The 23,894-nt window shown below is 74.4% G+C and carries 23 protein-coding genes and 2 pseudogenes; 15 read left to right on the forward strand and 10 right to left on the reverse strand.

Annotation, left to right across the window (positions count from 1 at the left end; all coding sequences use genetic code 11):
• Window positions 1-799: 799 nt before the first annotated feature.
• The gene (locus ACIQTO_RS30915) at window positions 800-2,257 is read left to right on the forward strand and encodes a M20/M25/M40 family metallo-hydrolase (protein WP_402394928.1); all 1,458 of its coding nucleotides are present in this window, start codon (window positions 800-802) and stop codon (window positions 2,255-2,257) included.
• A 206-nt stretch (window positions 2,258-2,463) separates the two neighbouring features.
• Here the strand turns inward: ACIQTO_RS30915 and ACIQTO_RS30920 are convergent, their stop codons facing one another.
• A complete protein-coding gene (locus tag ACIQTO_RS30920; protein ID WP_402394930.1) occupies window positions 2,464-3,033 on the reverse strand; it encodes a winged helix-turn-helix domain-containing protein in 570 nt (189 codons plus the stop codon).
• Between the two features lie 421 nt (window positions 3,034-3,454).
• On the opposite strand from ACIQTO_RS30920, the gene def reads away from it, so the two are divergent.
• The 6 genes from def to paaE all read left to right on the forward strand — a co-directional run bounded on the left by def (window position 3,455) and on the right by paaE (window position 8,476).
• Window positions 3,455-4,144, forward strand: coding sequence for a peptide deformylase (gene def, locus ACIQTO_RS30925; protein WP_402394933.1), 690 nt, complete (start codon window positions 3,455-3,457; stop codon window positions 4,142-4,144).
• A 318-nt stretch (window positions 4,145-4,462) separates the two neighbouring features.
• Window positions 4,463-5,629 carry a 1,2-phenylacetyl-CoA epoxidase subunit PaaA gene (gene paaA, locus ACIQTO_RS30930; protein ID WP_402395062.1) on the forward strand — a complete coding sequence of 389 codons (1,167 nt, stop codon included), beginning with the start codon at window positions 4,463-4,465 and terminating at the stop codon, window positions 5,627-5,629.
• Window positions 5,626-5,919: a 1,2-phenylacetyl-CoA epoxidase subunit PaaB gene (gene paaB, locus ACIQTO_RS30935; protein ID WP_329490494.1), complete on the forward strand. Its 294-nt coding sequence runs from the start codon at window positions 5,626-5,628 to the stop codon at window positions 5,917-5,919. Before paaA ends, paaB begins: the two co-directional genes overlap by 4 nt.
• A 17-nt stretch (window positions 5,920-5,936) precedes the next feature.
• A complete protein-coding gene (gene paaC / locus ACIQTO_RS30940; protein WP_402394937.1) occupies window positions 5,937-6,818 on the forward strand; it encodes a 1,2-phenylacetyl-CoA epoxidase subunit PaaC in 882 nt (293 codons plus the stop codon).
• Window positions 6,812-7,321 carry a 1,2-phenylacetyl-CoA epoxidase subunit PaaD gene (gene paaD, locus ACIQTO_RS30945; protein ID WP_402394940.1) on the forward strand — a complete coding sequence of 170 codons (510 nt, stop codon included), beginning with the start codon at window positions 6,812-6,814 and terminating at the stop codon, window positions 7,319-7,321. The genes paaC and paaD overlap by 7 nt, the downstream gene beginning before the upstream one ends.
• On the forward strand, window positions 7,322-8,476 hold the full coding sequence (gene paaE, locus ACIQTO_RS30950) for a 1,2-phenylacetyl-CoA epoxidase subunit PaaE (protein ID WP_402394943.1): 1,155 nt from the start codon (window positions 7,322-7,324) through the stop codon (window positions 8,474-8,476).
• On the opposite strand, the gene ACIQTO_RS30955 is transcribed toward paaE, so the two are convergent.
• A complete protein-coding gene (locus tag ACIQTO_RS30955) occupies window positions 8,464-9,546 on the reverse strand; it encodes an NAD(P)-binding domain-containing protein (protein ID WP_402395064.1) in 1,083 nt (360 codons plus the stop codon). The genes paaE and ACIQTO_RS30955 overlap by 13 nt on opposite strands.
• 196 nt (window positions 9,547-9,742) lie before the next feature.
• Window positions 9,743-10,114, reverse strand: coding sequence for a YbjQ family protein (locus tag ACIQTO_RS30960; RefSeq protein WP_380571384.1), 372 nt, complete (start codon window positions 10,112-10,114; stop codon window positions 9,743-9,745).
• Window positions 10,115-10,236: 122 nt separating this feature from the next.
• On the opposite strand from ACIQTO_RS30960, the gene ACIQTO_RS30965 reads away from it, so the two are divergent.
• The 3 genes from ACIQTO_RS30965 to ACIQTO_RS30975 all read left to right on the forward strand — a co-directional run bounded on the left by ACIQTO_RS30965 (window position 10,237) and on the right by ACIQTO_RS30975 (window position 12,612).
• Window positions 10,237-11,172: a hypothetical protein gene (locus tag ACIQTO_RS30965; RefSeq protein ID WP_402394946.1), complete on the forward strand. Its 936-nt coding sequence runs from the start codon at window positions 10,237-10,239 to the stop codon at window positions 11,170-11,172.
• An 83-nt stretch (window positions 11,173-11,255) separates the two neighbouring features.
• Window positions 11,256-11,777: a hypothetical protein gene (locus tag ACIQTO_RS30970; protein ID WP_402394949.1), complete on the forward strand. Its 522-nt coding sequence runs from the start codon at window positions 11,256-11,258 to the stop codon at window positions 11,775-11,777.
• 100 nt (window positions 11,778-11,877) lie between these two features.
• Window positions 11,878-12,612: a peptidyl-tRNA hydrolase gene (locus ACIQTO_RS30975; protein ID WP_402394951.1), complete on the forward strand. Its 735-nt coding sequence runs from the start codon at window positions 11,878-11,880 to the stop codon at window positions 12,610-12,612.
• Window positions 12,613-12,728: 116 nt separating this feature from the next.
• On the opposite strand, the pseudogene ACIQTO_RS30980 reads toward ACIQTO_RS30975, so the two are convergent.
• Window positions 12,729-13,140, reverse strand: a pseudogene (locus ACIQTO_RS30980) (IS5/IS1182 family transposase); the annotation flags it as partial.
• Window positions 13,141-13,359: 219 nt separating this feature from the next.
• On the opposite strand from ACIQTO_RS30980, the gene ACIQTO_RS30985 reads away from it, so the two are divergent.
• Complete coding sequence (locus tag ACIQTO_RS30985) at window positions 13,360-14,937, forward strand: hypothetical protein (protein ID WP_402394953.1); 1,578 nt, start codon at window positions 13,360-13,362, stop codon at window positions 14,935-14,937.
• Between the two features lie 179 nt (window positions 14,938-15,116).
• Here the strand turns inward: ACIQTO_RS30985 and ACIQTO_RS30990 are convergent, their stop codons facing one another.
• Both ACIQTO_RS30990 and ACIQTO_RS30995 read right to left on the reverse strand, forming a co-directional pair.
• Window positions 15,117-16,316, reverse strand: a complete 1,200-nt coding sequence (locus ACIQTO_RS30990; RefSeq protein ID WP_402394956.1) for an MFS transporter — start codon at window positions 16,314-16,316, stop codon at window positions 15,117-15,119.
• A gap of 127 nt (window positions 16,317-16,443) precedes the next feature.
• Complete coding sequence (locus tag ACIQTO_RS30995) at window positions 16,444-17,040, reverse strand: TetR/AcrR family transcriptional regulator (protein WP_402394959.1); 597 nt, start codon at window positions 17,038-17,040, stop codon at window positions 16,444-16,446.
• Between the two features lie 216 nt (window positions 17,041-17,256).
• On the opposite strand from ACIQTO_RS30995, the gene ACIQTO_RS31000 reads away from it, so the two are divergent.
• Together ACIQTO_RS31000 and ACIQTO_RS31005 are read left to right on the forward strand one after the other, a co-directional pair.
• Complete coding sequence (locus tag ACIQTO_RS31000) at window positions 17,257-18,174, forward strand: sensor histidine kinase (protein ID WP_402394962.1); 918 nt, start codon at window positions 17,257-17,259, stop codon at window positions 18,172-18,174.
• A pseudogene (locus ACIQTO_RS31005) lies at window positions 18,174-18,841 on the forward strand (response regulator). The gene ACIQTO_RS31000 and the pseudogene ACIQTO_RS31005 overlap by 1 nt, the downstream one beginning before the upstream one ends.
• Before the next feature lie 43 nt (window positions 18,842-18,884).
• Here the strand turns inward: ACIQTO_RS31005 and ACIQTO_RS31010 are convergent.
• The 3 genes from ACIQTO_RS31010 to modA all read right to left on the reverse strand — a co-directional run bounded on the left by ACIQTO_RS31010 (window position 18,885) and on the right by modA (window position 21,782).
• The gene (locus tag ACIQTO_RS31010) at window positions 18,885-19,952 is read right to left on the reverse strand and encodes an ABC transporter ATP-binding protein (RefSeq protein ID WP_402394965.1); all 1,068 of its coding nucleotides are present in this window, start codon (window positions 19,950-19,952) and stop codon (window positions 18,885-18,887) included.
• 94 nt (window positions 19,953-20,046) lie between these two features.
• Window positions 20,047-20,928, reverse strand: a complete 882-nt coding sequence (locus ACIQTO_RS31015) for an ABC transporter permease (RefSeq protein ID WP_402394968.1) — start codon at window positions 20,926-20,928, stop codon at window positions 20,047-20,049.
• On the reverse strand, window positions 20,925-21,782 hold the full coding sequence (modA, locus tag ACIQTO_RS31020; RefSeq protein WP_402394971.1) for a molybdate ABC transporter substrate-binding protein: 858 nt from the start codon (window positions 21,780-21,782) through the stop codon (window positions 20,925-20,927). The genes ACIQTO_RS31015 and modA overlap by 4 nt, the downstream gene beginning before the upstream one ends.
• A gap of 401 nt (window positions 21,783-22,183) precedes the next feature.
• Between modA and ACIQTO_RS31025 the strand changes: the two genes are divergently transcribed.
• Complete coding sequence (locus ACIQTO_RS31025) at window positions 22,184-22,369, forward strand: hypothetical protein (RefSeq protein WP_402394974.1); 186 nt, start codon at window positions 22,184-22,186, stop codon at window positions 22,367-22,369.
• A gap of 94 nt (window positions 22,370-22,463) precedes the next feature.
• Here ACIQTO_RS31025 and ACIQTO_RS31030 read toward each other — a convergent pair whose 3' ends face one another.
• Window positions 22,464-22,835: a hypothetical protein gene (locus ACIQTO_RS31030; RefSeq protein WP_402394976.1), complete on the reverse strand. Its 372-nt coding sequence runs from the start codon at window positions 22,833-22,835 to the stop codon at window positions 22,464-22,466.
• Between the two features lie 281 nt (window positions 22,836-23,116).
• Between ACIQTO_RS31030 and ACIQTO_RS31035 the strand changes: the two genes are divergently transcribed.
• Window positions 23,117-23,860, forward strand: a complete 744-nt coding sequence (locus ACIQTO_RS31035; RefSeq protein WP_402394979.1) for an RNA polymerase sigma factor — start codon at window positions 23,117-23,119, stop codon at window positions 23,858-23,860.
• Window positions 23,861-23,894: the final 34 nt, after the last annotated feature.

The following is a 23,894-nucleotide window of genomic DNA, read 5'->3' on the forward strand; positions in this document are numbered from 1 at the left end:
GTCCTGACCGTCCCGGTCGATTCCGGCTGACTCCGGAGCGCCACCGGACCGGCCAACACCGGCCAACACTCCACCCACGCGCTCCCTCACGCTCCCACCCGGTCACCGCCACCCCCGCCACCTCCACCACCCCCGCCGGCCCCACCGTGGCCGCGCCCAACGCGGGTTCCTCCGCGCACCGCACCCGCGCGTCCGGCCGTCGCCCCACCGTCGCCGGCCGCCCGCGTCCTGGTACCGAACGCTGAGCCGCTGTCACCCATCCGGCGTGGAAATCCCGCGCCTTGGCCGTTTGCGCTGCCGAACCCGGACACGGGGTCCATGGTGGAGATGGGCGCGATCCGGCGACCGCGCTCGCGCGCCGATCCAGGCCCGCGCGCCGTGCGCCCGCCGCTGTTCTCCGACGGGCGCCCGAGGCAGGGCCCGGCCCCCGGCGCGCTGGGAGCAGGGCCACCTCGCAGGAAACCGAACGGTTCTTCTAGGCTCACATCTCGGCTTCCCTGTGGCGGTGCCGTTGCTGCGCCCGCCGCATCGAAGCCGCCGTCCACGGGGGCTCCGGGCCGACCGGGGCCTCCGGATCGAGCGAGGAGGACGCAATGCCAAGCATGCCGCCCAGCCGTTCCACCGTACTTGGGCCAGACGGGCCGACCTGGCAGGTCGCACGCCGGGCCGGGGCCGCGCGCCCCGGCTGGTCCGGTCACCCGGGCTGGTCCGGCCGGCCGGTCCGGCCGCTGAATACCGGCGGCGGCCGCGGAGGCGAGCGTTGAGTCCTCAAACCGTCCGGCCACGCGAAACGTCGGCCGTGACCACCGAAGCCGCCGGCGGCCCCGCGTCCGCCAACACCCCTGTGACGCTCGCCACAACCCCGGTCGCGGCCCCCGCTGCCGCCACGGCCACGGCCGCGGCGGAAGTGACAACGGTCGCCGCCGCTACGGCCGCCGCCGCAGTCGTGGTGGAGGCCGCGCAGGCCGCGACGCCGGTCACGCCCGCCCCGCCGGCCCGCCCCGCCGCATCCGCCCGGGCGGCAACCGTGTCGCCGCCCGGCCCGTCGGCCACCGAGGGCGAACCCCAACCCGGCCCCACCGCCGCCCTCCCCGGACTGCCCCAGGCCCTCAGCTCCCGCGCCCGCACCCTGGCCGGAGCCGTCCGACGCCGCTGCGCCGATCTCGCCCAAATCGAGTCGCCCAGTGGTGACGCGCCCCGACTCGACGCCCTTGCCGAGGAGTTGAGCGCAGGATTCCGCGCCACCGGTGCCACCGCCCGGCGTGAGCCCGGCCCCGCCGGCGACCACCTGGTGCTCCAGTGGGACGGCCAGGACGAGAGCCTGCCGCACCTCCTCGTGGTCGGCCACCACGACACCGTCTGGCCCGTCGGCACCCTCGACGACTGGCCGGTCACCGAACAGGACGGCACCCTGAGCGGTCCCGGCGTCGTCGACATGAAGGGCGGACTCGCGATCCTGGAGGGCGCGTTCGCCCTGCTGGCCGATCTGGGCCAGCGCCCGCACCGCACCGTCCGGCTGGTGGTGGTCTCGGACGAGGAGGTCGGAAGCCCCGACGGCAAGCGTCTGGTCGAGCGCCAACTGCGCGGCGCGGCCGCCGTTCTGGGGCTCGAACCGCCGCACCCGGACGGCCGGCTCAAGACCGCCCGCCGGGGCAGCACCCGGGTGCGGCTCACCGTCACGGGGCGGGAGGCGCACGCCGGTAACGACGCCGGGGAAGGCGTCTCCGCGGTGGACGAGCTCGTCGACCAGCTGGTCGCGGTCCGCGGCCTCGCCTGCCAGCCCGGTACGGAGCTCAACGCCGGGCGGATCAGTGGCGGCACCCGCGCCAACGTGGTCGCCGGCCGGGCGGAGGCCGAACTGGGTCTGCGCTTCTCCACGGGGGAGGCGCAGCGCCGCACGCTCGACAACCTCGCCCGGCTCACCGCGCTGCGGCCCGGGGCGCGGGTGCGGACGGAGGTGCTGTCCAGCCGGCCGGCGTGGCCGGAGCGCACCGCCAACCCGCTGCTGCGGCACGTCCGATCGCTCGCGGCGGTGCTCGGGCAGCAGCTGGACGGCGGCCCGGCCGGTGGTGCCGGGGACACCAACCTGCCGGGCTCGCGGGGTCTGCCCACGCTGGACGGCTTCGGCGCGGTCGGCGCCGGAGCGCATGCCCGGCACGAGTACATCCGGATCGATCAGCTGGCTCCCCGGATCGCGCTGCTGGCGGCGCTCCTCGCGGTGCCGCTGCCGCGCCTGCGGGACCGGTCGGAGGGGTGAGCCCGGCTCTGCCGCGGTAGCGGCCGGCCAGGCAAGGCGGGCCCGTCGTCCGAGTGCGTTCGGACGGCGGGCCCGCCGCGGTTCGGGGTCGCGGCTGTGCCGGCCCGCCGCCGTTCGGGACCAGGGTCGTCGGCGCTGCGGCCGGGCGCCCTCCCGGGTGGGGTCCGCCCGGGTGGCGTCGTGCCGCCGGGTCGTCCCCGGTCCGCTCACCGGTCGGTCGGTCGTCCTGCCTCGTCGGCCGGGTCGAGCGGGTGGAGCGGGTCGAGCAGCGGGAAGAGCCGGGTCGTGGCGGCCACCGGGCGGGTGTCGGGGCGGGGGCCGCGGTGCCGGTAGGGGGCGAGCAGGGCGCGGACGGCGGCGCCGAGGTCGGCGAGTTCGCCGGGGGTGAGGTGGAGGACGTCGCTGGAGGCCTGGTCCTGCTGCCACTCGGCGGGGGCGAGCGATCGATGGGCGAGCCAGCGTCGGTAGTCGACGCCCTCCGGGCCGGTGTCCGACTCCTGGCCGGACCGGGTGGAGGCCGTCGGTCCGGAAGGGGCGGTGGTGGTGCGGAGGGTCGGTTCCTCGGCCGCCCCCGGGGGCATCAACGAGCCCTCCCAGCGCAGCCGCCAGGGGCGGGAGCGGCCGTCCCCGGTGGGGGCCTCCTCGATCAGGCCGTAGCGGGCGAGCTGGCGCAGGTGGAACGAGCAGGTGCCGGAGCTCTGGTGCAGCAGCTGTGCGGCCTGGTTGGAGGTGATGCTGCCCCACTCGGCGATGAGGTCCAGCAGGGCGACGCGCACCGCGTGATGCGGCAGCGGTGCGGGGCTCCGCGGCCGCCCGGGGGCAGACCCGGCGCCGGGGGAGCCGGCGGCCGGGGCGGTGCCCGGAGGCGAGGACGCGGGTGCGGGCGAGTCCGACCCGGTGCGTGGGGCGTCCGCAGGATTCTCGTCGGTGGTCACTTTGCAAAGATGCTACTTTGCAAAGCGCTTGGCAAGTTCACCGCACTGGAGCCGGTGTCATGGCGGGTGCCGTACCGGCACCCCGATGACGCATGCCTGTTTGCAAAGAGATGGCTTTGCAAAGTGTGGGCGGTGGACCGTGTGCTGCCAGCCAGCCAGCCAGCCAGCCAGCCAGCCAGCCAGCTAGTCCGTCCGCCCATCCAGACGGGTGGACGGACGAGCGGGCGGGCAGCACACGACCCGACGGGAGTGGAGGAGTGAGATGACGGGACAGCTGCGGGCATCGGCGGGTACGGAGGTACGGGTGCGCGTACGGGTGCAGGGCGAGCCGGTCGCGGCGTACCCGGAGGTGCCGCCGGAGACGCTGCGCGGGGAGGTGCGGCGGATCACCGTCGTCGGGGAGGAGGTACTGCACCGCAGGTGCCGGGCGGTGCGGGAGGAGGAGTTCGGCACGCCGGAGCTGGCCCGGCTGGTGGACGACATGTTCGCCGCCATGTGGGTGGCCGAGGGGGTCGGGCTCGCGGCCAACCAGATCGGGGTGGACCTCCAGGCCTTCGTCTGGGACTGCCTCGACGAGGAGGGCGTCCGGCACGTCGGCCACATCCTCAACCCGGTGCTGGACGAGACCCCGGCCGGCACCCGCAGGCTGGTCGGCGCGGACGAGGGGTGCCTCTCCGTCCCCGGCCCGCACCTGGAGCTGGACCGCCCGGACGTCGCCGTGGTCCGCGGTCGCGACCTGGAGGGCCGTCCGCTGGTCGTCGAGGGCCGGGGCTACTTCGCCCGCTGCCTCCAGCACGAGACCGACCACCTGTACGGCAGCCTCTACATCGACCGGCTCACGCACCGCGGCCGCCGTACCGCGCTGCGGCGCATGGAGGACCGCAAGGAGAAGGTGTTCGCCAAGCGCGCCGCCCGCGCCGAGGAGCTGGCCCGCCTCCGGGCCGGTCGGTAGAGCCGGACCGGTAGGCGCGACCGGTAGGTGTGATCGGTAGGGCCGGCGGTCGGCTGAGCCGCCTGCCGGCCCCGGCCCCCGCGCGGCCGCGACCGGCGCTGCTCGCAGCCCCACTCTCAGCCCCGCGACCCGGTCCGGCGGCCCCGCGACCCGGTCCGGCCTGGTTCCCTTGTCAGGGCGCCACCTCACCGCGCACAATGGTACCGACCGAACGGTCAGTCGGTTGCCGTGAGGGCGGCGACCGGGCCCGGCACGGCGCGTTGCCGGACGCCGGTGCACCGGACGGCGATGCATCGGACACGGATGCACCGCACACCGATGCACCGGCTGCCGGGCGCGCGACGCAGGGACAGGACGCGAGAGGGGCCCGTGGTGACAACAGAGGTGGCCGAACCGGTCCCCGCGCAGACGCAGGAGGAGCGGTTCGAGGCGGTCGTCGCCGCCGAGCAGCGGATCGAGCCCAGGGACTGGATGCCCGACGCCTACCGGGCCACCCTGATCCGCCAGATCGCCCAGCACGCCCACTCCGAGATCATCGGCATGCAGCCCGAGGGCAACTGGCTCACCCGAGCCCCGTCGCTGCGCCGCAAGGCGATCCTGCTCGCCAAGGCCCAGGACGAGGCCGGGCACGGCCTCTACCTGTACGCCGCCGCCGAGACCCTCGGCGTGGACCGGGCGGAGCTGACCGAGAAGCTGATCTCCGGCCGCCAGAAGTACTCCTCGATCTTCAACTACCCGACCCTCACCTTCGCGGACGTCGGCGTGATCGGCTGGCTGGTCGACGGCGCCGCGATCTGCAACCAGGTGCCGCTCTGCCGCTGCAGCTACGGTCCGTACGCCCGTGCGATGGTCCGGATCTGCAAGGAGGAGTCCTTCCACCAGCGCCAGGGCTACGAGCTGCTGATGACGCTGATGCGCGGCACCGAGGCCCAGCGGGAGATGGTCCAGGACGCGGTGGACCGCTGGTGGTGGCCGTCGCTGATGATGTTCGGCCCCTCGGACGAGAACTCGCCGAACACCGCCCGCTCGATGGGGTGGCGGATCAAGCGGCACACCAACGACGAACTGCGCCAACGCTTCGTCGACATGACCGTCCCGCAGGCGGAGCACCTCGGGGTCACCCTCCCCGACCCCGGGCTGCGCTGGAACGCCGAGCGGGGCGGCTGGGACTTCGGTGAGCCGGACTGGTCCGAGCTGACCCGGGTCATCCAGGGCCAGGGCCCGTGCAACGCCCAGCGGGTGGACCGCCGCCGGGCCGCCCACGAGGACGGCGCCTGGGTCCGCGAGGCCGCCACCGCGTACGCGCGGAAGCGCCGGGCGGAGAGCGGCACCCCGGGCCGGCCGCAGGCCCCCGCACCGCAGGCCCCCGCACCGCAGGCCCCCGCACCGCAGGACCGCGCAGCGCGGGCCGAGGCCCCGAGCGGGCAGACCGCGCCGAACACGCCCATCGCGCCGAGCGCGCAGAGCGAGGAGAACGGAACGTGACCGAGTCCAAGGCCGGCTGGCCGCTCTACGAGGTGTTCGTGCGCCCGCGGCGCGGGCTGAACCACGTCCACGTCGGTTCGCTGCACGCGGCCGACGACCGGATGGCCCTGCTCGCCGCCCGTGACCTCTACACCCGGCGCAACGAAGGCGTCAGCCTCTGGGTGGTGCCGTCCGCGGCGATCACCGCCTCCACCCCGGACGAGCGCGACCCGTTCTTCGCCCCCAGCGGCGACAAGGTCTACCGCCATCCGACCTTCTACGACATCCCCGAGGATGTCCCGCACATCTGACGGGGAGCAGCAGAACCATGACAGACGACCACGTCTACCTGAGCCTCTCCGAGGCGTCCGCCGAGCCCGAGGGCGAGGGCCGCTGGGCGTACGGGACGGGCTTCGCCGACCCGCTGCTCGGTGTGGACACCGCCGTGCCGGCCGGCCTGGACGGCGCCGACCTCGCCGCGTACTGCCTGATGCTGGGCGACGACGCCCTCGTCCTCGCCCAACGGCTCACCGAGTGGTGCACCCGGGCGCCCGAGCTGGAGGAGGAGGTCGCGCTGGCCAACCTCGGCCTCGACCTGCTCGGCCAGGCCCGCCAGTTGCTCACCCGGGCCGGCCAGGCGGACGGTTCCGGCCGCTCCGAGGACGACCTGGCGTACTGGCGCGAGGAGCGCGACTTCCGCAATGTCCGCCTGGTCGAGGCGCCGAACGGGGACTTCGCGTTCTCGACCGCCCGGCTGCTGGTCTTCGCCACCGCCCGCGGCGCGCTGTACGAGGCCCTGGCGGCGCACCGCGACCCCGTGCTGGCGGCGGTCGCGGCCCGGGGCGTCAAGGAGCTGGCCTACCACCGCGAGTACGCGACCGCCTGGACGCTGCGGCTCGGCGACGGGACGCCGTACTCGGCGCAGCGGATGCAGGCCGGGCTGGACGCGGTCTGGCCGTTGGTGGAGGAGTTGTTCACGGCGCATCCGGTGGAGCTGCGGGTCGGGGTGGATCCGGCCGCCCTGCGCGAGCCGGTGCTGCGCTCGCTGGCCGCCGTCCTCGCCGAGGCAGGGCTGAGCCTGCCCGAGGTGCCGGGGCTGGCCTCGGTCGGCGGCCGGGCCGGACGGGACGGTGTGCACACCGAGGCGCTCGGCCCGCTGCTGGCCGAGTTCCAGGTGCTGGCCCGCGCGCACCCGGGGGCGACATGGTGACGACGGCGGCGCGCGGCCGGGCCTGGGAGATCGCGGCGACCGTCCCGGACCCGGAGCTGCCGATGCTCACCCTCGCCGACCTCGGGGTGCTGGCCGAGGTCGAGGAGGGTGGCCCGACCGTGACCGCGTGGCTGACCCCGACCTACTCCGGCTGCCCGGCCGTCGCCGAGATGGCGGCCGATGTGGACCGCCGGTTGCGGGCGGCGGGCTATCCGGACGTGCGGGTCCGGCTGCGGCTGGACCCGCCGTGGTCCACCGATCTGATCACCGGGGAGGGCCGCCGCAAGCTCGCCGAGGCGGGCATCGCCCCGCCCCGTCCGTCGTCGGCGGGTCCGTCGTCCCCCGGTCTGCTGGCCCTCGGCCCGACCCGCCACCTGGTGGCCTGCCCGCTCTGCGGCAGCGCCGACACCGAGGAGCTGTCGCGCTTCGGTTCCACCGCCTGCAAGGCGCTGTGGCGCTGCCGCGACTGCCGCGAGCCCTTCGAACGCGTCAAGGAGATCTGAATGGCCGCCCGCCCCGATCAGGCCGCCCGCCCGGACACGGCCGCCGGCCCCGATCAGGCGGCCCGCGCCGCCCGCCCGGACACGGTCGCCCGCCGCCCGGCCTTCCACCACCTGCGGATCGCCGAGGTGGAGCGGCTCTGCGAGGACGCCGTCGCGGTGACCTTCGCGGTGCCGGACGGGCTCGCCGAGGAGTTCGCGTTCCGTCCGGGCCAGACGTTGACGCTGCGCCAGGTGGTGGACGGCGCCGACGAGCGCCGGTCGTACTCGATCTGCGCCCCCGTCGGCGGCCCGCTGCGGATCGCCGTCCGCGAGGTGCCCGGCGGCCTGTTCTCCCGCCGGCTGGTGCGGGAGGCGCGGGTGGGCGAGGAGGTCGAGGTGCTGACCCCGTCCGGGCTCTTCAGCCCCGCGCTGGACGAGCCCGCGGACCACGTGCTGGTGGCGGCCGGCTCCGGCGTCACCCCGATGCTCTCCATCGCCGCCTCGGTGCTGGCCGCCGACCGCACCTCCACCGTCACCCTGCTCTACGGCAACCGGCGCAGCGACACCGTGATGTTCGCCGACGAGCTGGCCGACCTCAAGGACCGCTACCTCGGCCGGTTCCAGCTGGTGCACGTGCTCTCCCGGGAGACCCGGGACGCCGAACTGCTCAGCGGGCGGCTGGACCCGGACCGGGTCGAGGCGTTGCTGACCGCCCTGGTGGACGTGCCGGCGGTCGGTCACTGGTGGCTCTGCGGTCCGTTCGGGATGGTCGCCGGGGCCAAGGAGCTGCTGGCCGGGCTGGGCGTGCCGGCCGCGCGGATCCACCAGGAGCTGTTCCACGCCGAGGACGAGCCGGCCGCCGAGCGGGCCGAGCGGCCCGAGGGGGCGGACGACATCGCGCACAGCGAGGTCACCGTCGTCCTCGACGGGCGCGGCAGCACGCTCTCGCTGCCGCGTGACCGCTCCGTCCTGGACGGTGCCCAGCGCTCCCGCCCCGACCTGCCGTTCGCCTGCAAGGGCGGGGTCTGCGGCACCTGCCGCGCCCTGGTCACCGAGGGCGAGGTGGAGATGCGCCGCAACTTCGCCCTGGAGGAGAAGGAGCTGGCCGCCGGCTACGTGCTGACCTGCCAGGCCCGCCCGCTCACCGACCGGGTGACGGTCGACTACGACCGCTGAGAGGGCACCGCGGCCTCCCCGGTGGGTGATCCGAGCAGCGCGACGAGATCGCGGACGGCGGCCCGGCCCGCGCGGTTGGCACCGACGGTGCTGGCGGACGGGCCGTAGCCGACCAGGTGGACGCGGGGGTCGGCGGTGGCGCGGGTGCCGGTGAGGGCGATGCCGCCGCCGGGGGAGCGCAGGCCGAGCGGGGCGAGGTGGCCGATCTCGGGGCGGAAGCCGGTGGCCCAGACGATCGCGTCGACCGCGAGTTCCTGCTCGCCCCAGGCGACCCCGTGCTCGGTGAGGCGGTCGAACATCGGGCGGCGGTGCAGTGCGCCCAGCTCCTCGGCGCGGCGGTAGGCGACGGACGGGCCCAGCCCGGTGACGCTCACCACGCTGCGCACCGGCAGGCCCTGGCGGACCCGCTCCTCGACCTTGGCGACCACCGCGCGGCCGTACTCCGGGGTGAACGGGCCCTCGTGGTGGACGGGCGGGGTGCGGGTGACCCAGACCGTCTCGCCGACGGCCGCCACCTCGGAGAGCACCTGGACCGCCGAGGCGCCGCCGCCGACCACCAGGACGCGCTCGCCGGCGAACTCCTCCGGCCCCCGGTACTCGGCGTAGTGCAGCTGCCGCCCGGCGAAGTGGCCGGGGTAGTGCGGTACGAAGGGGCGGGTCCAGGTGCCGGTGGCGTTGATCAGGGCCCGGGTGGACCAGGTGCCGGTGTCGGTCTCGACCAGCAGGCGGGAGTCCGGCCGGTCGGACTCCGGGCGGACCGCCCGGACGTGCACGGGGCGCACCACCGGGAGCGCGTGCTTCGCCTCGTACGCCGTGAAGTACCCCGGAACCACCTCGCGGGCGGGCGCCCCGGGGTCGGGCTCGGGAAGTTCGAAGTCGGGCAGGTCGTGGAAGCCGTGCACGGTGGCCATCCGCAGCGAGGGCGCGCGGTGGGCCCAGGCGCCGCCGGGGGTGGCACCGGCGTCGAGGACGACGAAGCCGCCGTCGGCATCGGCCCGGTAGGGGGCGAAGCCGCGGCGGCGCAGGTGGTAGGCGGCGGACAGGCCGGCCTGCCCGGCGCCCACGACCAGGACGTCGACCCGCCGTACGGCGGTCCCGGTGGTGGCGCCCGCCCCGGTGGTGGGCCCGGCCCCGGTCGCGCCGACGTTGGTTGCACCGTAAACAGTCACGCCGGTGAAACATACGGCGGGGAGGGAGTGTTCCCGGCGCGGTGCGCGCCGCCCACCGCGCCGGGACGCCCGGGCGCCGCAGGCCCGGGCGGCCGGCTCAGGTGGCCGGGGAGATCACCACGGCGGTGCCGTAGGCGCAGACCTCGGTGCCGACGTCGGCGGCCTCGGTGACGTCGAAGCGGAACATCAGCACCGCGTTGCCGCCGCGCGCCTTGGTCTGCTCGACCAACCGTTCCATCGCCTCGTTACGGCTCTCCACCAGGGTCTTCGTCAGTCCCCGCAGCTCGCCGCCGACCAGCGACTTCAACGAGGCGCCGATCTGGCTGCCGATGTGCCGGCTGCGGACCGTCAGGCCGAAGACCTCGCCGATGACGTGGTCGACCCGGAAGCCGGGGATGTCATTGGTGGTCACGACCAGGACCTGGGCGTCCGGGCGCTGCCCGCCGCCGAATTCGTCGATGTTAACCATGGGGTCATCCTGCGGGCTGCGCGGTGCCGGTGGACAGAGGCATGGCCGGGAACCGGCGGAGAAGGCGCCGAGATGCCGGACGGACCGGTGATCGGTCGGCGGAAAGGCCGTACCGTAGCCCCATGGGCGAGCGAAGCGATCATCCACAGGGGCCGGGCGCGGCGGAGGACTCGGGCGCGCAGGAGATCGAGGCGACGGTGGTGCTGGGCCTGCGGATCACCAACTGGCCGGCGTTGCGCGCGGCCGCGGTCGCGGCCGTCGAGGAGCTGGACTTCGAGGGCATCGACCCGGCGGGCCAGCGCCGTGAGCTGTTGCGCGAGGTGTCCGAGGACGCCAACGCGGCGCTCGGCGCGCTGCTGCACCCGGACCGGCTGGTGGCCGCGATCCCGGGCGTCGAGGCGATCGGCGGCACGCTGGAGATCAGCGTGACCGAGGACTTCGCGCCTGATTTCGCCGAGCTGTTCCCGCTGGACGGCGGCGAGGACGAGGACGGCGGCGGCGGGGCCGGCGACTGGACGCTGACCCCGCGCACCGCCTGCCTCCTCCACGCCCAGCTGCTCGGCCTGGCCGACGCCGGGTACGACGACCTGGAGGAGCACGAGGACGAGCCGGTCGCGGACGGCGACGAGACGGACTGGACGGTGTTCGCGCGGCTGCCGCAGCGCACCTGGCGCCAGCACCGCAACTGGCGCCGGGCGATGGCCCGCGCCTTCGACGACCTCGCCGACGACCTCGCGCTCGGCGAGTGGCCGCTGCCGCGCTGCCTGGCCGAGGAGATCGCGCTGCGGATGGCCCTGGTGGACGCCCGCACGCTGCTCGGCGCGCAGCCGGAGTCGGTCGCCGACATGATGGGCGACCTGCCGGCCGACCTCTACGACTACGACTGGGACGGCTGCCACGACGAACTCTTCGGGGTCTTCGGACCGGACGACGGCGATCCGGAACTGAGCGCCGAGCAGCGCACCGAGCTGCTGCTCGCGGCGACCCATCCGGAGGGCTGGTTCCTGGTGTACGAGGACGCCGAGGAGCGGGACTCGCAGCGCGGCTACCGGCGCTGACGCGGCGTACCGCCGACGGCCCGGGCCGTCGGCGGTACGGGTGCGGCCCGGCGGGGTGCGCGGGGGCCGGTTAGGCTGCGGGCATGTCCGATATGTCCAATGGTTCCGACGGATCCGCGACCGGGGCCGGCGTCACCGACGCCCCCGCCGCCGACGACCGGGTACTGGCGCGGCTGATGCTGGGCCTCGAAGGCGTCGAGGCCGCGCAGCACGGGCGGACGGCGCAGGCCCGGGAGAGCTTCGAGCGGCTCTGGGACGCGCTCGGCGAGCAGGGCGACGTGTTCCACCGCTGTGTGCTCGCCCACTACCTGGCCGATCTGCAGGCCGATCCGCGGGCCGAGCTGGAGTGGGACCGCCGGGCGCTGGCCGCCGCCGACTCGCTGACCGCCGAGCGCGCGCAGACCTACACCTCCGCCCCGCAGGTCCGGGCGTTCTACCCGTCGTTGCACCTCAACCTGGCCTCCGACCACCTCAAGCTCGGTGAGCCGGACCGGGCGCGCGAGTACTTGGAGCGCGCCGTGCGGAGCCTCGACGCCCTGCCGGAGGACGCCTACGGCGCGGGCATCCGGGCCGCCGTCGACGAACTGCGCGGGCGTCTGCGCTGACCGGGCCGCCCGCCGCCCGCCGCCCGTCGCCCGCTGTTCGTCGTCCGCGTGGGGCCACCTGCCGTGATCGTCGCGCGGCGGGGGCTGGCATGCTGGACGGGTGACTTCTCCGTTCGACGCCCCCGTCCCCGCCCCTGCCCCCGAGGACCGCGACGCCAAGCCGCAGTACGTGCTGCCGCTGCTCGTCCGGCTGGAGCGGGACACCCCGCCCGGGCGGACCGACGCGCTGGAGACCTCGGCGCGGGCCGTGCTCACCCTGCTGTCCGACCCCCGGGTCACCGCGCCGGACGGCGAGTGGGCGGAGCGGGTCGAGGCCTGGGAGGACGCCCGGATCCGCAAGGTCGTCCGGCGGGCGCGCGGCGGCGAGTGGCGCCGGGCCGGCGAGCTGCCGGGCATCACGGTGACCGGGCGGGAGGCGGAGGTACGGGTGTTCCCGCCGGTCCCGCTCGACGGCTGGCCCAAGGAGCTCGCCAAGCTCCAGGTCTCCGGGACGGACCTGGAGGAGAGCGGCCCGGTCGCCGCGCCCGCGGCGGGCCTGCCGGTGCTCTGGCTCAACCCCGAGCTGGAGATGAGCGCAGGCAAGACGATGGCCCAGACCGGCCACGCCGCCCAGCTCGCCTGGTGGCGGCTGGACGACACGCAGCGCAAGGAGTGGGCCGGCGCCGGCTTCGCGCTGGCGGTCCGGACGGCCACCCCCGAAGTCTGGACGGAGCTGGTGGCCAGTGGTCTGCCGCTGGTCCAGGACGCGGGCTTCACCGAGATCGCCCCGGGGCCAACCGTCGCGGTCGAAGGAGGCGAGCGCTACTGCCCCCTCCCGCGCCTTCGTCGCTCGTGATGCACCACCCGGTCCCCGACACGGCGACGTAGCAGGCCAGGTGCGCGCGTCCCGGCGGTGGCATGGCTCCGGCGGGTCTTCTTGGAGGGGTAGGGGCTGGCGCCCCGCCAACGGGCACGGATCGTGCGGCTGGAGTACGCCTGGTCGGCCGGGACCCGGTCGGGCCGTGTCCTGAGCCGCCCGGGAGCCGCCCGGGAGCCGCCCGGGAGCCGTCAGGGGAACGTGGACGGCGTTCATCACGGACACGAAGACAGCGGAGTCGTTGATGTTCCCGGGCGTCAGGACGATGGCCAGGGGCAGTCTGCGGCCGTCGACGGCGAGATCGACCTCAGCGGCCGGCCCCCGCGGGACCGCCCCAGCGCCCGGCGAGCCCGCGAGCCTTCCGGGGCCCAGTCCGTCCCCGGTATCCGCCCCTTCGGCGGGCACCGGCAGCATGTTGGTGCGCCCGGTTGATGGTGGAGTCGACCGGGACGTCCGCTGCACCGCGCCGACGGCGCCGTCGCGGACCTGGACGTGCTCCAGCAGCCGGTACCCCGGCAGTCCCGCCCCCAGTCCAACGGCGCCCTGACTGGAACGAGCCTGCCGCCGGCCGGGATGAGGATTCCCGCGAGTGCCACTGAGCGGTGATCAGATATCTGTGCGGGCGATCCGGTGCGGCTGCGACAATGAGGAACGAGCAGCAGACGCGGCCGTGGGAGCAGCAGACGCATCCGGTCCGCCTGGCAGGAACACGCGATCTGGGGGACCGTGCCGAAGAAACGCAACGCCGCCCAGCGCATCGGGGCGATCGGAGAGGACCGGTTCCGGCTCTCCTGCCAGGAGAACTTCATCATTCCCAACAAGGTCGAACACGACTTCGGGTTCGATTTCCTGTGCCAGCCGGACCTGGCCGCGGGCTTCGGCCGGACCGGGCCGGTATCCGGAGTCTTCGTCGGCTTCAGCGTCCGCGCGACGGATCGGGACGGCGGGCGGATCAGGCTGAATCGGGCGGATGCCGAGTGCCTGCTGGCAGCCCAGTTCCCGACCGGTCTCGCCTTGGTGAAGCTGAACGGGCCGGAGTCCGCGGCCGTCTATTTCCGGATGATGGACGCCGCCTTCATCGTGGAGCTGTCCCATTTTCTGGCGTCCGCCAAAGAGTCCACGCACTTCACCCCCAAGGACATGCGGCCCGTGGCGGAGATCCGGGACGCGATCAGGGAGGTCAGTGCCCTCGGTTACCTTGAGCAGGTGCGTGCCGACGCTGCCCGGAAGATTGCCGAACCGATCACCGGACCAGTCCAGATCCAGGTCCACCGCGATGCCGACAGCCAGGCAACCCTCATCACATCCCTGGACCTGTACGCGTGGTTCGAGCAAGGAACACCCGCTGAGCGGGAGGCGCTCTACCTGGCCACCTTCGGTGAACCGGAGCGACGTGACCGAAGGATGCGCGAACTCGCGCTGAGCGGCAAGGTCATGGGGGGCCTGGCGCACCTGCCCCAGCCGTACGTACTGGCAGGTTTCGTCATGGACCATCCCACCAGGGTGTGCGTCCAGACCACTCCTGTGTCCGCGGAACTGCCGGTGCTGCGTACCGCCAACGAGCACCACTTCGGTTACGTCCATCCTGCGGGCTTCGCCCTGACCGTTTCCGCCCGGGTCGAGAAGGACGGTCAGTACGTGCACCTGATGCGGGCGCTCGCCGACCCGGACAGCGACGCTCTCCTCGGCGACCATCCCGTCCTGCTTGACTTCCTCACCACCTGCCACCCCGAGTCGGTCTTCAGTTTCGACAACGGCGACGGACCGACTCTCGATGTGACGTACTTCGATGGCTTGGGCGATCTGGCCCGGTGCGCGGCGGCCTACCGCGCTGCCCAGAGCCTGGACGGCTGGGACGCGGTGCCTGTCATGGTCAAAGACATGGCCGGCCCAGAATCCCGGAACTCCCTGATGTTCCTCGGCTCGGCAGCCGACCCGCAGACCCGGCCCCTTCCCCGGGGACTCCTCCTGGCGGCGCCGGAGGTGCAGGAGAAGGACTGCGACACCGCGTCCGGGACTGTTGAGGTCCCGGTTGTCTGCAACCTGGCCGACTCCAGCCTCGTCGCCTGGTTCTCCGGCCATGGATCCGTGCTCTTCCATGATGGTGATCCGTGCGGATTCAAGGTGCCTGCCTTCCGTGTTGACACCATCGAGGTGCTTCCCCGGGTGCCGAGCCGGTCCCTGTTCCCACAGGTCCTGCTCGGGCCGCGGACGCTGATCTATGACAAAGGACGGTGGCAGGAGAGCGACGCCGAAACAGGGCAATGGGCAGACGACGTTCGCCTTCGTTTCCAGCTGGACTAGCCAGGCGGCGCCCTCGCCACAGTCGGCGGTGTCCGCCGCGTACGCCTACCGGCGACCGCGCCCGGGTACGACCGGGCGCCTGAGCGGCGGTCCACGCGTGCGCGGCTCCTGCCGCACAGACAGCCGCGACTGGGCGGCCGGCTGGGATGCCGGCCGCCCTGTCGCGTGCGGCCCCCTCCTCAGACCTGCTCGGTCTGCCTGGCGGGGGCGTCGGTGGCCGGGGCCGCGGCGACCGGCTCCGGGGCGGGCCGCCGGGCCAGGTCGGGCAGCACGGTGGCCAGGCCGGCGACGGCCATGATCGCCCCCAGCCAGAGCGGTGCGCGCAGCCCCCAGGTGCCGATCACCATGGCGCCGATGGAGGAGCCCAGGATGATGCCGAGGGTGATGAAGGAGGAGTGAACGGTGTTGACCAGCGGACCCGCGTTGCCGGTGCGCTGGACGCGGGTCGCCATGGCCGGGTTCATGGTGACGCCGACCAGGCCGATCCCCATCATGCAGATGATCGCGGGGGTGGGCAGGTCGGCCAGGAGGGCGAAGCCGGCCAGGAAGACGGTGTTGAGCACCAGGCCGACGGCGAGCACGGGCACGGTGTGCTGGTCGGCGAAACGGCCGACGATGTTGTTGCCGACGACCGTGGCGGCGCCGTAGGCGATCAGCAGGACGGGGACGGTGCCGGCGGAGAAGCCGGCGAGGTCGGTGAGGATCGGGTTGAAGTAGCTGAAGGCCGAGAAGGTGGCGCCGATGATGAGCGTGCTGGTGGTCAGCACCAGCCACAGCTTGGGCTTGCGGAAGACGCCGATCTCCTCGCGGAAGCTGCCGCCGCCCTGGGCCCACTCGATGCGGGGCACGCCGAAGAGGGTGGCCACCGCGGCGATCACGGTGATCACGGTGATGGTCCAGAACGCGGCACGCCAGCCGAAGTGCTCGCCGACGAGGGTGGAGATGGGCAGGCCGAGCAGGGTGCCGAGCATCAGGCCGTTCATCGCCACCGCGATCGCGCGGCCGCGGACCTCGGGCCGGGTGATCTGGGCGCACAGGGAGATGCCCACACCGAAGAAGGCCTGCGAGGCGATGCCGGTGACGATGCGTGCGGCCAGCATCGTGGCGTAGCCGCTCGCGGTGGCGGCCAGCACGTTGCCCGCCAGGAAGACCGCGAACAGCACCATCAGCGCCGTGCGGGGCGGGAGCTTCATGAGGGCCATGGTCAGGAACGGCCCGCCGGTCGCCATGGCCACCGCGAAGGCGGTGATGAGGTATCCGATCTGGGGGATGGTTGCGTTCAGGCCGTCGGCCATCTGCGGCATCAGTCCGGCAACCACGAACTCACTGGTCACCATGGCGAAGATGCCGAGTGCCAGGACGTATACGGCGCGGGGCACGGGGTCCGTCTCCTTCCGTCGGGCCGCCCGGTGGTAGGGCCGGGTGGTGTCGCGGGCTCATTTTGTATCGATCAGTTCAAAATTTGGGCAAGGGAAAGCGCTGCCCAGGGTCGGGCAGCGCTTTCCGTCAGGCGGTCAGGGCGTCCAGGATGATGTCGGCGATCGACTCCAGTGCGGCCCGGTCGGCGCCGCCCTGGCTGGAGATCCGCATGCCTCCGATCGCCGCGTTGACGAAGCGGGCCAGTGCTCCGGCGTCCCTGGAGGACGTGACGCTCCCGTCCCGCCGGCCCTCTTCGAGTACCGCGCGCAGGGAGGCCAGCCGGAGCGCGGTGTCCCGTTCCAGCATCCCCGCCGCCCGGGAGTCCCGGCCGGCCAGCTCCACCGTGGTGTTCACGGTCAGGCAGCCGAGACTGCGGCCGCCCGCCCGGTGCTCCGTCTCGCCGTCCACCACCATGGCCAGCAGGGTGCGGACGCGCTCGGCGGCGGTGAGCCGCCGGTCCTCCAGGACGGCCAGCTGCGCGCTCGTCGTGGAGTCGATGTAGCGGGCCAGCGCACGCTCGAAGAGATCGTGCTTGCTCTTGAAGGTGTTGTAGATGCTGCTGCGCCCCAGGCCCGTGGCGTCACACAGGTCCTGGGTGGAAGTGGCCTCGTAGCCCTTGCTCCAGAACGTGCGCATCGCCGCGTCCAGGGCCCGCTCCTCGTCGAAGGTTCTCGGTCGGGCCATGGGTCGAACGTAGCAGATTTTGAATGGGTCGGTCCAATACTGCCTCTCGGGCGGTCACGGGGCCCCCGCCTGGTAGCGGGCGCCCAGTACGGCGCGCGGCGACCACGGACGCCGCCCCGTACGGAAACATCGCGTCCGCCCGTGCGAGCGCGCCGGGCCGTACCTCCTCGGTGCCGCCCCGACCGGCGCCGGACGGCGGTGTGGCTGATCGGGCGGGTGGCACTCGGAGCGGCCGTCGGCTGCCTCTCCGTGCTGGTCCCGGCCGCCGTCTTCGACCTGCTCCTCCACCCCGCGCCGGAGGTGTTCGGCCTCCGGCTGCCGGAGCACCGGGGGATCCGCTGGTACCCGCTCGCGGCGCCGCCGCTGCTGTTCGCCCTGGGCTGGCTGATCGTCTGGGCCGGCCGTCTCCAACTCGCCATGGCGGTGCGGTTGCTGGGGCCCTCCCCGGCGGAACGGCTGGCCGCCGCCGAGCTGCGGGCCGAACGGCTGCTGGAGCGCAACCGGTTGGCCCGGGAGCTGCACGACTCGATCGGCCACGCCCTGACGGTGACGGTCATCCAGGCGGGCGCGGCGCGGGTGGTCGACGACCCGGAGTTCGTCGCCAGGGCGCTCGAAGTCATCGAGGAGACCGGCCGGCAGGCGATGGAGGACTTGGAGCGCACGCTCGTCCTGCTCCGCGAGACCCGCGACGGAGTCGGTGCCGACGGCGCTCCCGGGAGTGCGGACGCCGTGGCCACCGAGCGTCCCGGCCTCGACCAGGTGCCCGCGCTCCTCGACACCGCGCGCTCGGCCGGCAGTCCGGTCGAGGCGTGGATCGAGGTGCCGACGGCGCACCTGCCCGGGGTGCGCTCCCGAGAGGGCTACCGCATCGTCCAGGAGGGCGTCACCAACGCCCTCAAGTACGCACCCGGTGAGCCGATCACCGTCCGGATCGCTTTGCACGACGGGCTGTTGGAACTGCGCTGCGCCAACGCACTGGTGCCGGCCGCCGCCCGCGCGACACCGCGCCGGGGCGGCAAGGGGCTTCGTGGCATCCGGGAACGGGCCGCGCTGCTCGGCGGCGAGGCCTCGGCCGGGGCGGAGTCCGGGCAGCGGGTGCTGGCCGTGCGGATGCCCCTACGCTCGGGCGCGTGATGATCGGCATTCTGCTCGCCGACGACGAGGAACTGGTCCGGGCCGGGCTGCGGGCCGTGCTGGAGGCGCAGGGCGATCTGCGGGTGGTCGGCGAGGCGGCGGACGGTGCCGAGGCGGTCGCCATGGCGCGCGAACTGTGCCCGCACGTGGTGCTGATGGACGTGCGGATGCCGCGGCTGGACGGGCTCGCGGCGACCCGCGCGCTGGTGCGCCCGGTGGCACCCGGGGAGCCCGGGGGCAGCCGCCGAAGATCCTGGTCGTCACGACCTTCGAGAACGACGACTACGTCTACCAGGCCCTGCGTGCGGGTGCCGACGGCTTCCTGCTGAAGCGCTCCCGCCCCGCCGAGATCGCCCACGCCGTCCGCCTGGTCGCGGCGGGTGAGTCGCTGCTCTTCCCCACCGCGATCCGCCGTCTCGCCGCCGGTCAGGGCAACCGGGTGGCCCGGGACGCGATGGCCCTCGCCGCGCTGACCGAGCGCGAGAGCGAGGTGCTGCGCCTGGTGGCCCGGGGCCTGACCAACGCCGAGATCGCCGAGCGCCTGTTCCTCGGCGTGCAGACCGTGAAGACGCACGTCAGCAGCGTGCTGGCGAAGCTCGGGGCCCGGGACCGCACCCAGGCGGTGATCGCCGCGTACGAGTCCGGCTTCGTGGAGCCCTCGGAGTAGGCGGGCGCGCCCGGGCCGTGCCCGCCGGATCGGCCCGGCCGGCTCAGGCCGGGTAGGCGTGGGTCTGGACGGCCTTGACCGAGGCCCAGACGGTCGTTCCGGTCGCCAGGTCGAGTTCGGCCGCGGCGGCGGGGGTGAGGTCGGCCGCCATCGGGAGGGTGCCGACCAGATCGGCGCGGACCTGGTCGCCGTGCAGGTCCAGGCCCGCGACCTCCAGCTCCCAGACGTTGCGCGCGCTGCCCTGCGGCGCCTTCCGGTGCAGCGTGACGGCGGCCGGCGGGAAGGCGACGAACGCCGGGCCGGCCAGCTCCTCGGACGTGGCCAGCTCGGTGCCGTCGGCCAGCGTGACCCGGCGGCCGTCCGCGACGCCCTGGTACAGGTTGAGGCCGACCAGGCGGGCGATGTAGTCGGTGCGCGGGCGCCGGGCGATCTCGGCGGGGCTGCCGGACTGCACCTCGCGGCCGCCCTCGATCACCACCAGCCGGTCGGCCAGCACCATCGCGTCGAGCGGATCGTGTGTCACCAGCACCGCCACCGCCTCGAACTCGGCCAGATGGCGCCGCAGTTGCGAGCGGACATCGAGCCGGGTGCGGGCGTCCAGGGCGGCCAGCGGCTCGTCGAGCAGCAGCAGCCGCGGGCGGACGGCCAGTGCCCGGGCGAGCGCGACCCGCTGCGCCTGGCCGCCGGAGAGCCGGCCGGGGCGGGTACCGGCGTGGTCGGCCAGGCCCATCCGTTCCAGCCAGCCCGCGGCCTCGGCCCGGGCCTCGCGCTTGGGGCGGCCCTGGCAGCGCGGGCCGAACGCGACGTTGTCGAGTGCGCTGAGGTGCGGGAAGAGCAGGTAGTCCTGGAACACCACGCCGACCGGCCGTTCCTCGGCGGGGGTGTGCAGCCGCTGCGCCGGGTCCTCCAGCACCCGGCCGTCCAGCCGCAGGTGGCCGTCGGTGAGCGGGAGCAGCCCGGCGAGCGCGCGCAGCGCGGTGGACTTCCCGGCGCCGTTCGGCCCGAGCAGGGCGACCACCTCGCCGGGGGCGGCGGTGAGCGCGAGGTCGAGGCTGAAGGCGGCGCGCTCCACCCGCAGCCGGGCGTCGAGGGCGTGCTTCGCGGCAGTCATCGTGGCGGTGTCCTGGGGGAGGTACGGGGCGCCGGCGCGCCCGGGGTGACAGCGCGTGGGGCGGGCGCCGGGCGGGCGGGGTGCGCGGTGCCGGTCACGGCGTGGACAGCCAGCGGTCGCGCAGCCCGGCCAGGACGGCGATGGAGACCACCAGCAGGACGAGCGAGAGCGCGATCGCCGCCTCCGGGTCCGACTCCATGGCCAGGTAGACGGCGAGCGGCATGGTCTGGGTCCGCCCCGGGAAGTTGCCCGCGAAGGTGATCGTCGCGCCGAACTCGCCGAGCGCCCGGGCCCAGGCCAGCACCGCGCCGGCGCCGATGCCGGGGGCGATCAGCGGCAGGGTCACCCGGCGGAAGGCGGTCAGCCGGGAGGCGCCCAGGGTGGCGGCCGCCTCCTCGTAGCGCGGGTCGGCGGCCCGGAGCGCGCCCTCGACGCTGATCACCAGGAAGGGCATCGCGACGAACGCCTCGGCGATCACCACGCCGGTGGTGGTGAACGGCAGGGTGATCCCGAAGGCGGAGTCCAGCCAGGAGCCGACGATGCCGCGCCGCCCCAGTACCAGCAGCAGCGCCACTCCGCCGACCACCGGCGGCAGTACGAGCGGCAGCGTGACCAGCGCCCGGACCAGCCGGCGCCCGGGCAGTTCGGTCCGCGCCAGCACCCAGGCCAGCGGCACCCCGAGCACCAGCGACACCGCCGTGGCCGCCGTCGCGCAGAACAGCGAGAGCCGCAGCGCGTCCCACACCTCGGTGCTGGTGAGCTGTTCGGAGAGGGTGCTCCAGGGGGCCCGGATCAGCAGCCCGACCAGCGGCAGGGTCAGGAACGCCAGCCCGAGCAGCGCCGGGAGCAGCAGCGCGACCGGGACGCGGCGCGCGCGCCGCCGCCGGTGCCGCCGGCCCGCTCGCGCGGGCTCGGCGCCGGAGGCGGCGCGGGCGTCGGGACCGGAGGCGGGGCTCCGGGTGGTGCGGCGGCTCACGGGGCCTGGAAGCCCGCCGCGGTGAGCACCTGCTGGGCCTCGGGCGACTGGATGTACGCGACGAAGGCGGCGGCGCCGTCCTTGTTCGGGGCCTTGGCGAGGGCGGCGATCGGGTAGTCGTTCACGGCCTTGGAGGCCTCGGGGAACTCCACGCCGTCGATCTTCGCGGCATCGGCCTTCACATCGGTCCGGTAGACCAGCGACGCGTCCACCTCGCCCAGCTCGACCTTGGTCAGGGCGCCCTTGACGTCCTGCTCCAGGGTGACCGGGGTCAGGTTGACGCCGGCGGCCTTGAGCGCGGTCAGGGCGGCGGCGCCGCAGGGCACCTCCTTCGCGCAGAGCGCGACCTTGACGCCGGGGGCGGCGAGGTCGTTCAGCGTGGCGAGGTGCTTGGGGTTGCCCTTGGGCACGGCGATGGCGAGGGTGTTCTTGACGAAGGTCTTCGGCTCGCCGGTGGCGCCACCCGCGTCGGTCACCGTCTTCATGGTGGCGGGGCTGGCGGCGGCGAAGACGTCGGCGGGGGCGCCGGCGTTGATGCTGGTGGCGAGGCTGGAGCTGCCGCCGAAGTTGAACGTGACCTTGGCGCCCGGGTTGGCCGCCTCGAACTTCTTGCCGAGGTCGGTGAAGGTCTCCTTGAGCGAGGCGGCGGCGAAGACCGTGATCGGGCCGGATACCTTGGCGGCGCCCGACGACGCCCCGGTGGTCGCCGCCCCGGAGGCCGATGCCGCGGTGGACGACCTGTCGGAGGCCTTGTCGCCGCCGTCGCTGCCGCAGGCGGTGACCCCGAGGCTGAGGGCGAGGGCCGCTGCGGCGGCGACGGCGAGTCTGCGGGTGTCGGCGGTGCGGGTGCTCATGGGTCTTCCCCTCCTGGGCGCGCCGGAAGGGGCGCGGGGATGCTGCCGCAGGTGCGGCCATTACGCCGATCATAGTGCTGCAAATACCAGGAAAAATCGCCTGTCGCATTGCACAGGCGGGTACCGCCGGGGTTCATGCCCCGGCTGTGGGAAGGCTCAAACCGGGGGCGCGGCCGGCCCGTCCCCGCCCGCCCGCGCGCCGCCCGCCGCGCCCCCGGACCGGCCTGCGGGGAGCCGCCCGGGCCGCCGGAATCCCTTCGCGCGCGGGTGCCCCGACGGGCCGGGGTGAGCACCGGTCGCGAGCGCGTGTCCGTAGGCCCGGATGCCCGTGCGGCCGTCTGCCCGTGCGCCCGTGCGCCCGTGCGCACCGCCGGCCGACCGGGCTCGACGGCGCCGGTCCGATGGAGTTCGTCTTCCCGCTCGCGGTCGGGATCGGGTCGTTCCTTTTCCTCACCGCGGCCTTCGTCACGCTCTCCCCGACGACCCAGGACCGCGCCGCCCACCGGGAGGCGGGTGAGCTGACCATCGAGGAGTTCCCGCCGGCGCCCGCCCGCCCGACGCCGGAGCGGCACCACCGCGCGGCCTGACGCCGCCCGCCGACCGCGCGCTGTCCGCCCGGGTGCGGCCCAGGGGTGCGGCCCGTCCGCGGGCCGCACCCCTGGGCCGTGCCGCGGCGGAGGGTCAGCCGCGGGTCTGGAACACGATCCTGGTCCAGCTGGAGCCGGGGCAGTTGCCCCAGACCGCCCACGGTTCCGAGCGGGCGCCGATCCAGAGCCCCGTGGTGGAGGTGCCGTTGGCGCAGTAGGTGATGGTGCGCAGCTCGCCCGAGTAGATCCGGCAGTTGCCCTCCCAGCGCCAGCCGTAGTCGGCGGTGATGACGCAGCGGTAGGAGGCGGTGACGGCCTGGGCCGACAGGGCCGAACCGGCGGTGATGGACTGCTCGGCGGCGGCCGGCGCGGCGACGGTCGGCAGCGCGGTGGCGCCGACCGCGCCGAGGGCGGCGGCGGCCACCATCCCGAACTTGGCGATGTTCCTGGCGATACAACCCGACATGGTGCACTCTCCTCGGTCGTGGTGCCCGTCCCGGCCGGGTGGGTCGGAGCCCGAACGCCCCGGCTCCGCCCGGCTGATGACGCATTGCACACGAATGACTGCGCAGAGTGAGAGGACGAACTATGATGTGATGTGCGTCACAGGCGGGTTGTCGACCGGATCGTCAACTGCGCCTTCGGGGTGCCGATTTCCGAGGGAGCGGCATGGAATCCAGCGGTCGGTGCCGGGGTGGGCGGGAGCCGGATCGCGGCCCCGCTCCCAACTCGGCCGAATTCAACCGGGTGTTCACGGAGCTGTTGCCCCGGCTCCGTCGCGCGGCCGTCTCGCTCACCGGGAGCCCGGTCGCCGCCGACGATGTCGTCCACGACGCGTACCTGAGGATCTCCCGCCGCCCCGAGCGCTTCCTCGGTCATCCGCAGCCCTATGCCTACGCGTTCACCACGATGGCGAACCTCGTGCGCGACCAGTGGCGGCGTGAACGCCGCCGGGTGCCGCTGTCCGAGTCGGCGGCGGACGACCACGCCGTGGCCGATCCGCTCGGCGGGGGGCTGGGGGAGTTGCTGGCGTGCTGGGAGGTGGCCAGGCTGCTGGACTGCCTGACGGCGAAGCAGGCCCGGGTGGTGCGGCTGGTCGATCTCGCCGGGTACAGCGTCGACGAGGCCGCCGCCCTGCTGGGCGTGCACCGCTCCACGCTGGCGGTCACCCGGCGCCGCGCGCTGACCCGGCTGCGGGTGGTCCTGGAGCGGGAGGGCGGGCGCGGGCGGCGCGCTGCCGGCGGCGGGCGCGGCGGCGGGCGCGGCGCCGGGGGTGGCGCCGGGGGTGGGCGTCGTGCCGAGACCGGGCACGAGCCCGGCCGGCCGGGTGGGCGCCCCGGCCGGAACCCGGTCGAACGCCCGGTCGAGCGTGTTGACGATCACCCGGGCGGGCACGAGCGCGAGCGTGAGCGCGGCTGCGAACGCCGCGCCGAGGCGGGCCGGGTCCGGCCCGTCCACGACGGCTCGCCGCGTGCCGTCGGGTGGTGGTGAGTGGTGGCCGACGCACCGAACTGACGACAAGTCA

The organism is Kitasatospora sp. NPDC091207, assembly GCF_044768625.1.
Classification (GTDB): Bacteria; Actinomycetota; Actinomycetes; order Streptomycetales; family Streptomycetaceae; genus Kitasatospora.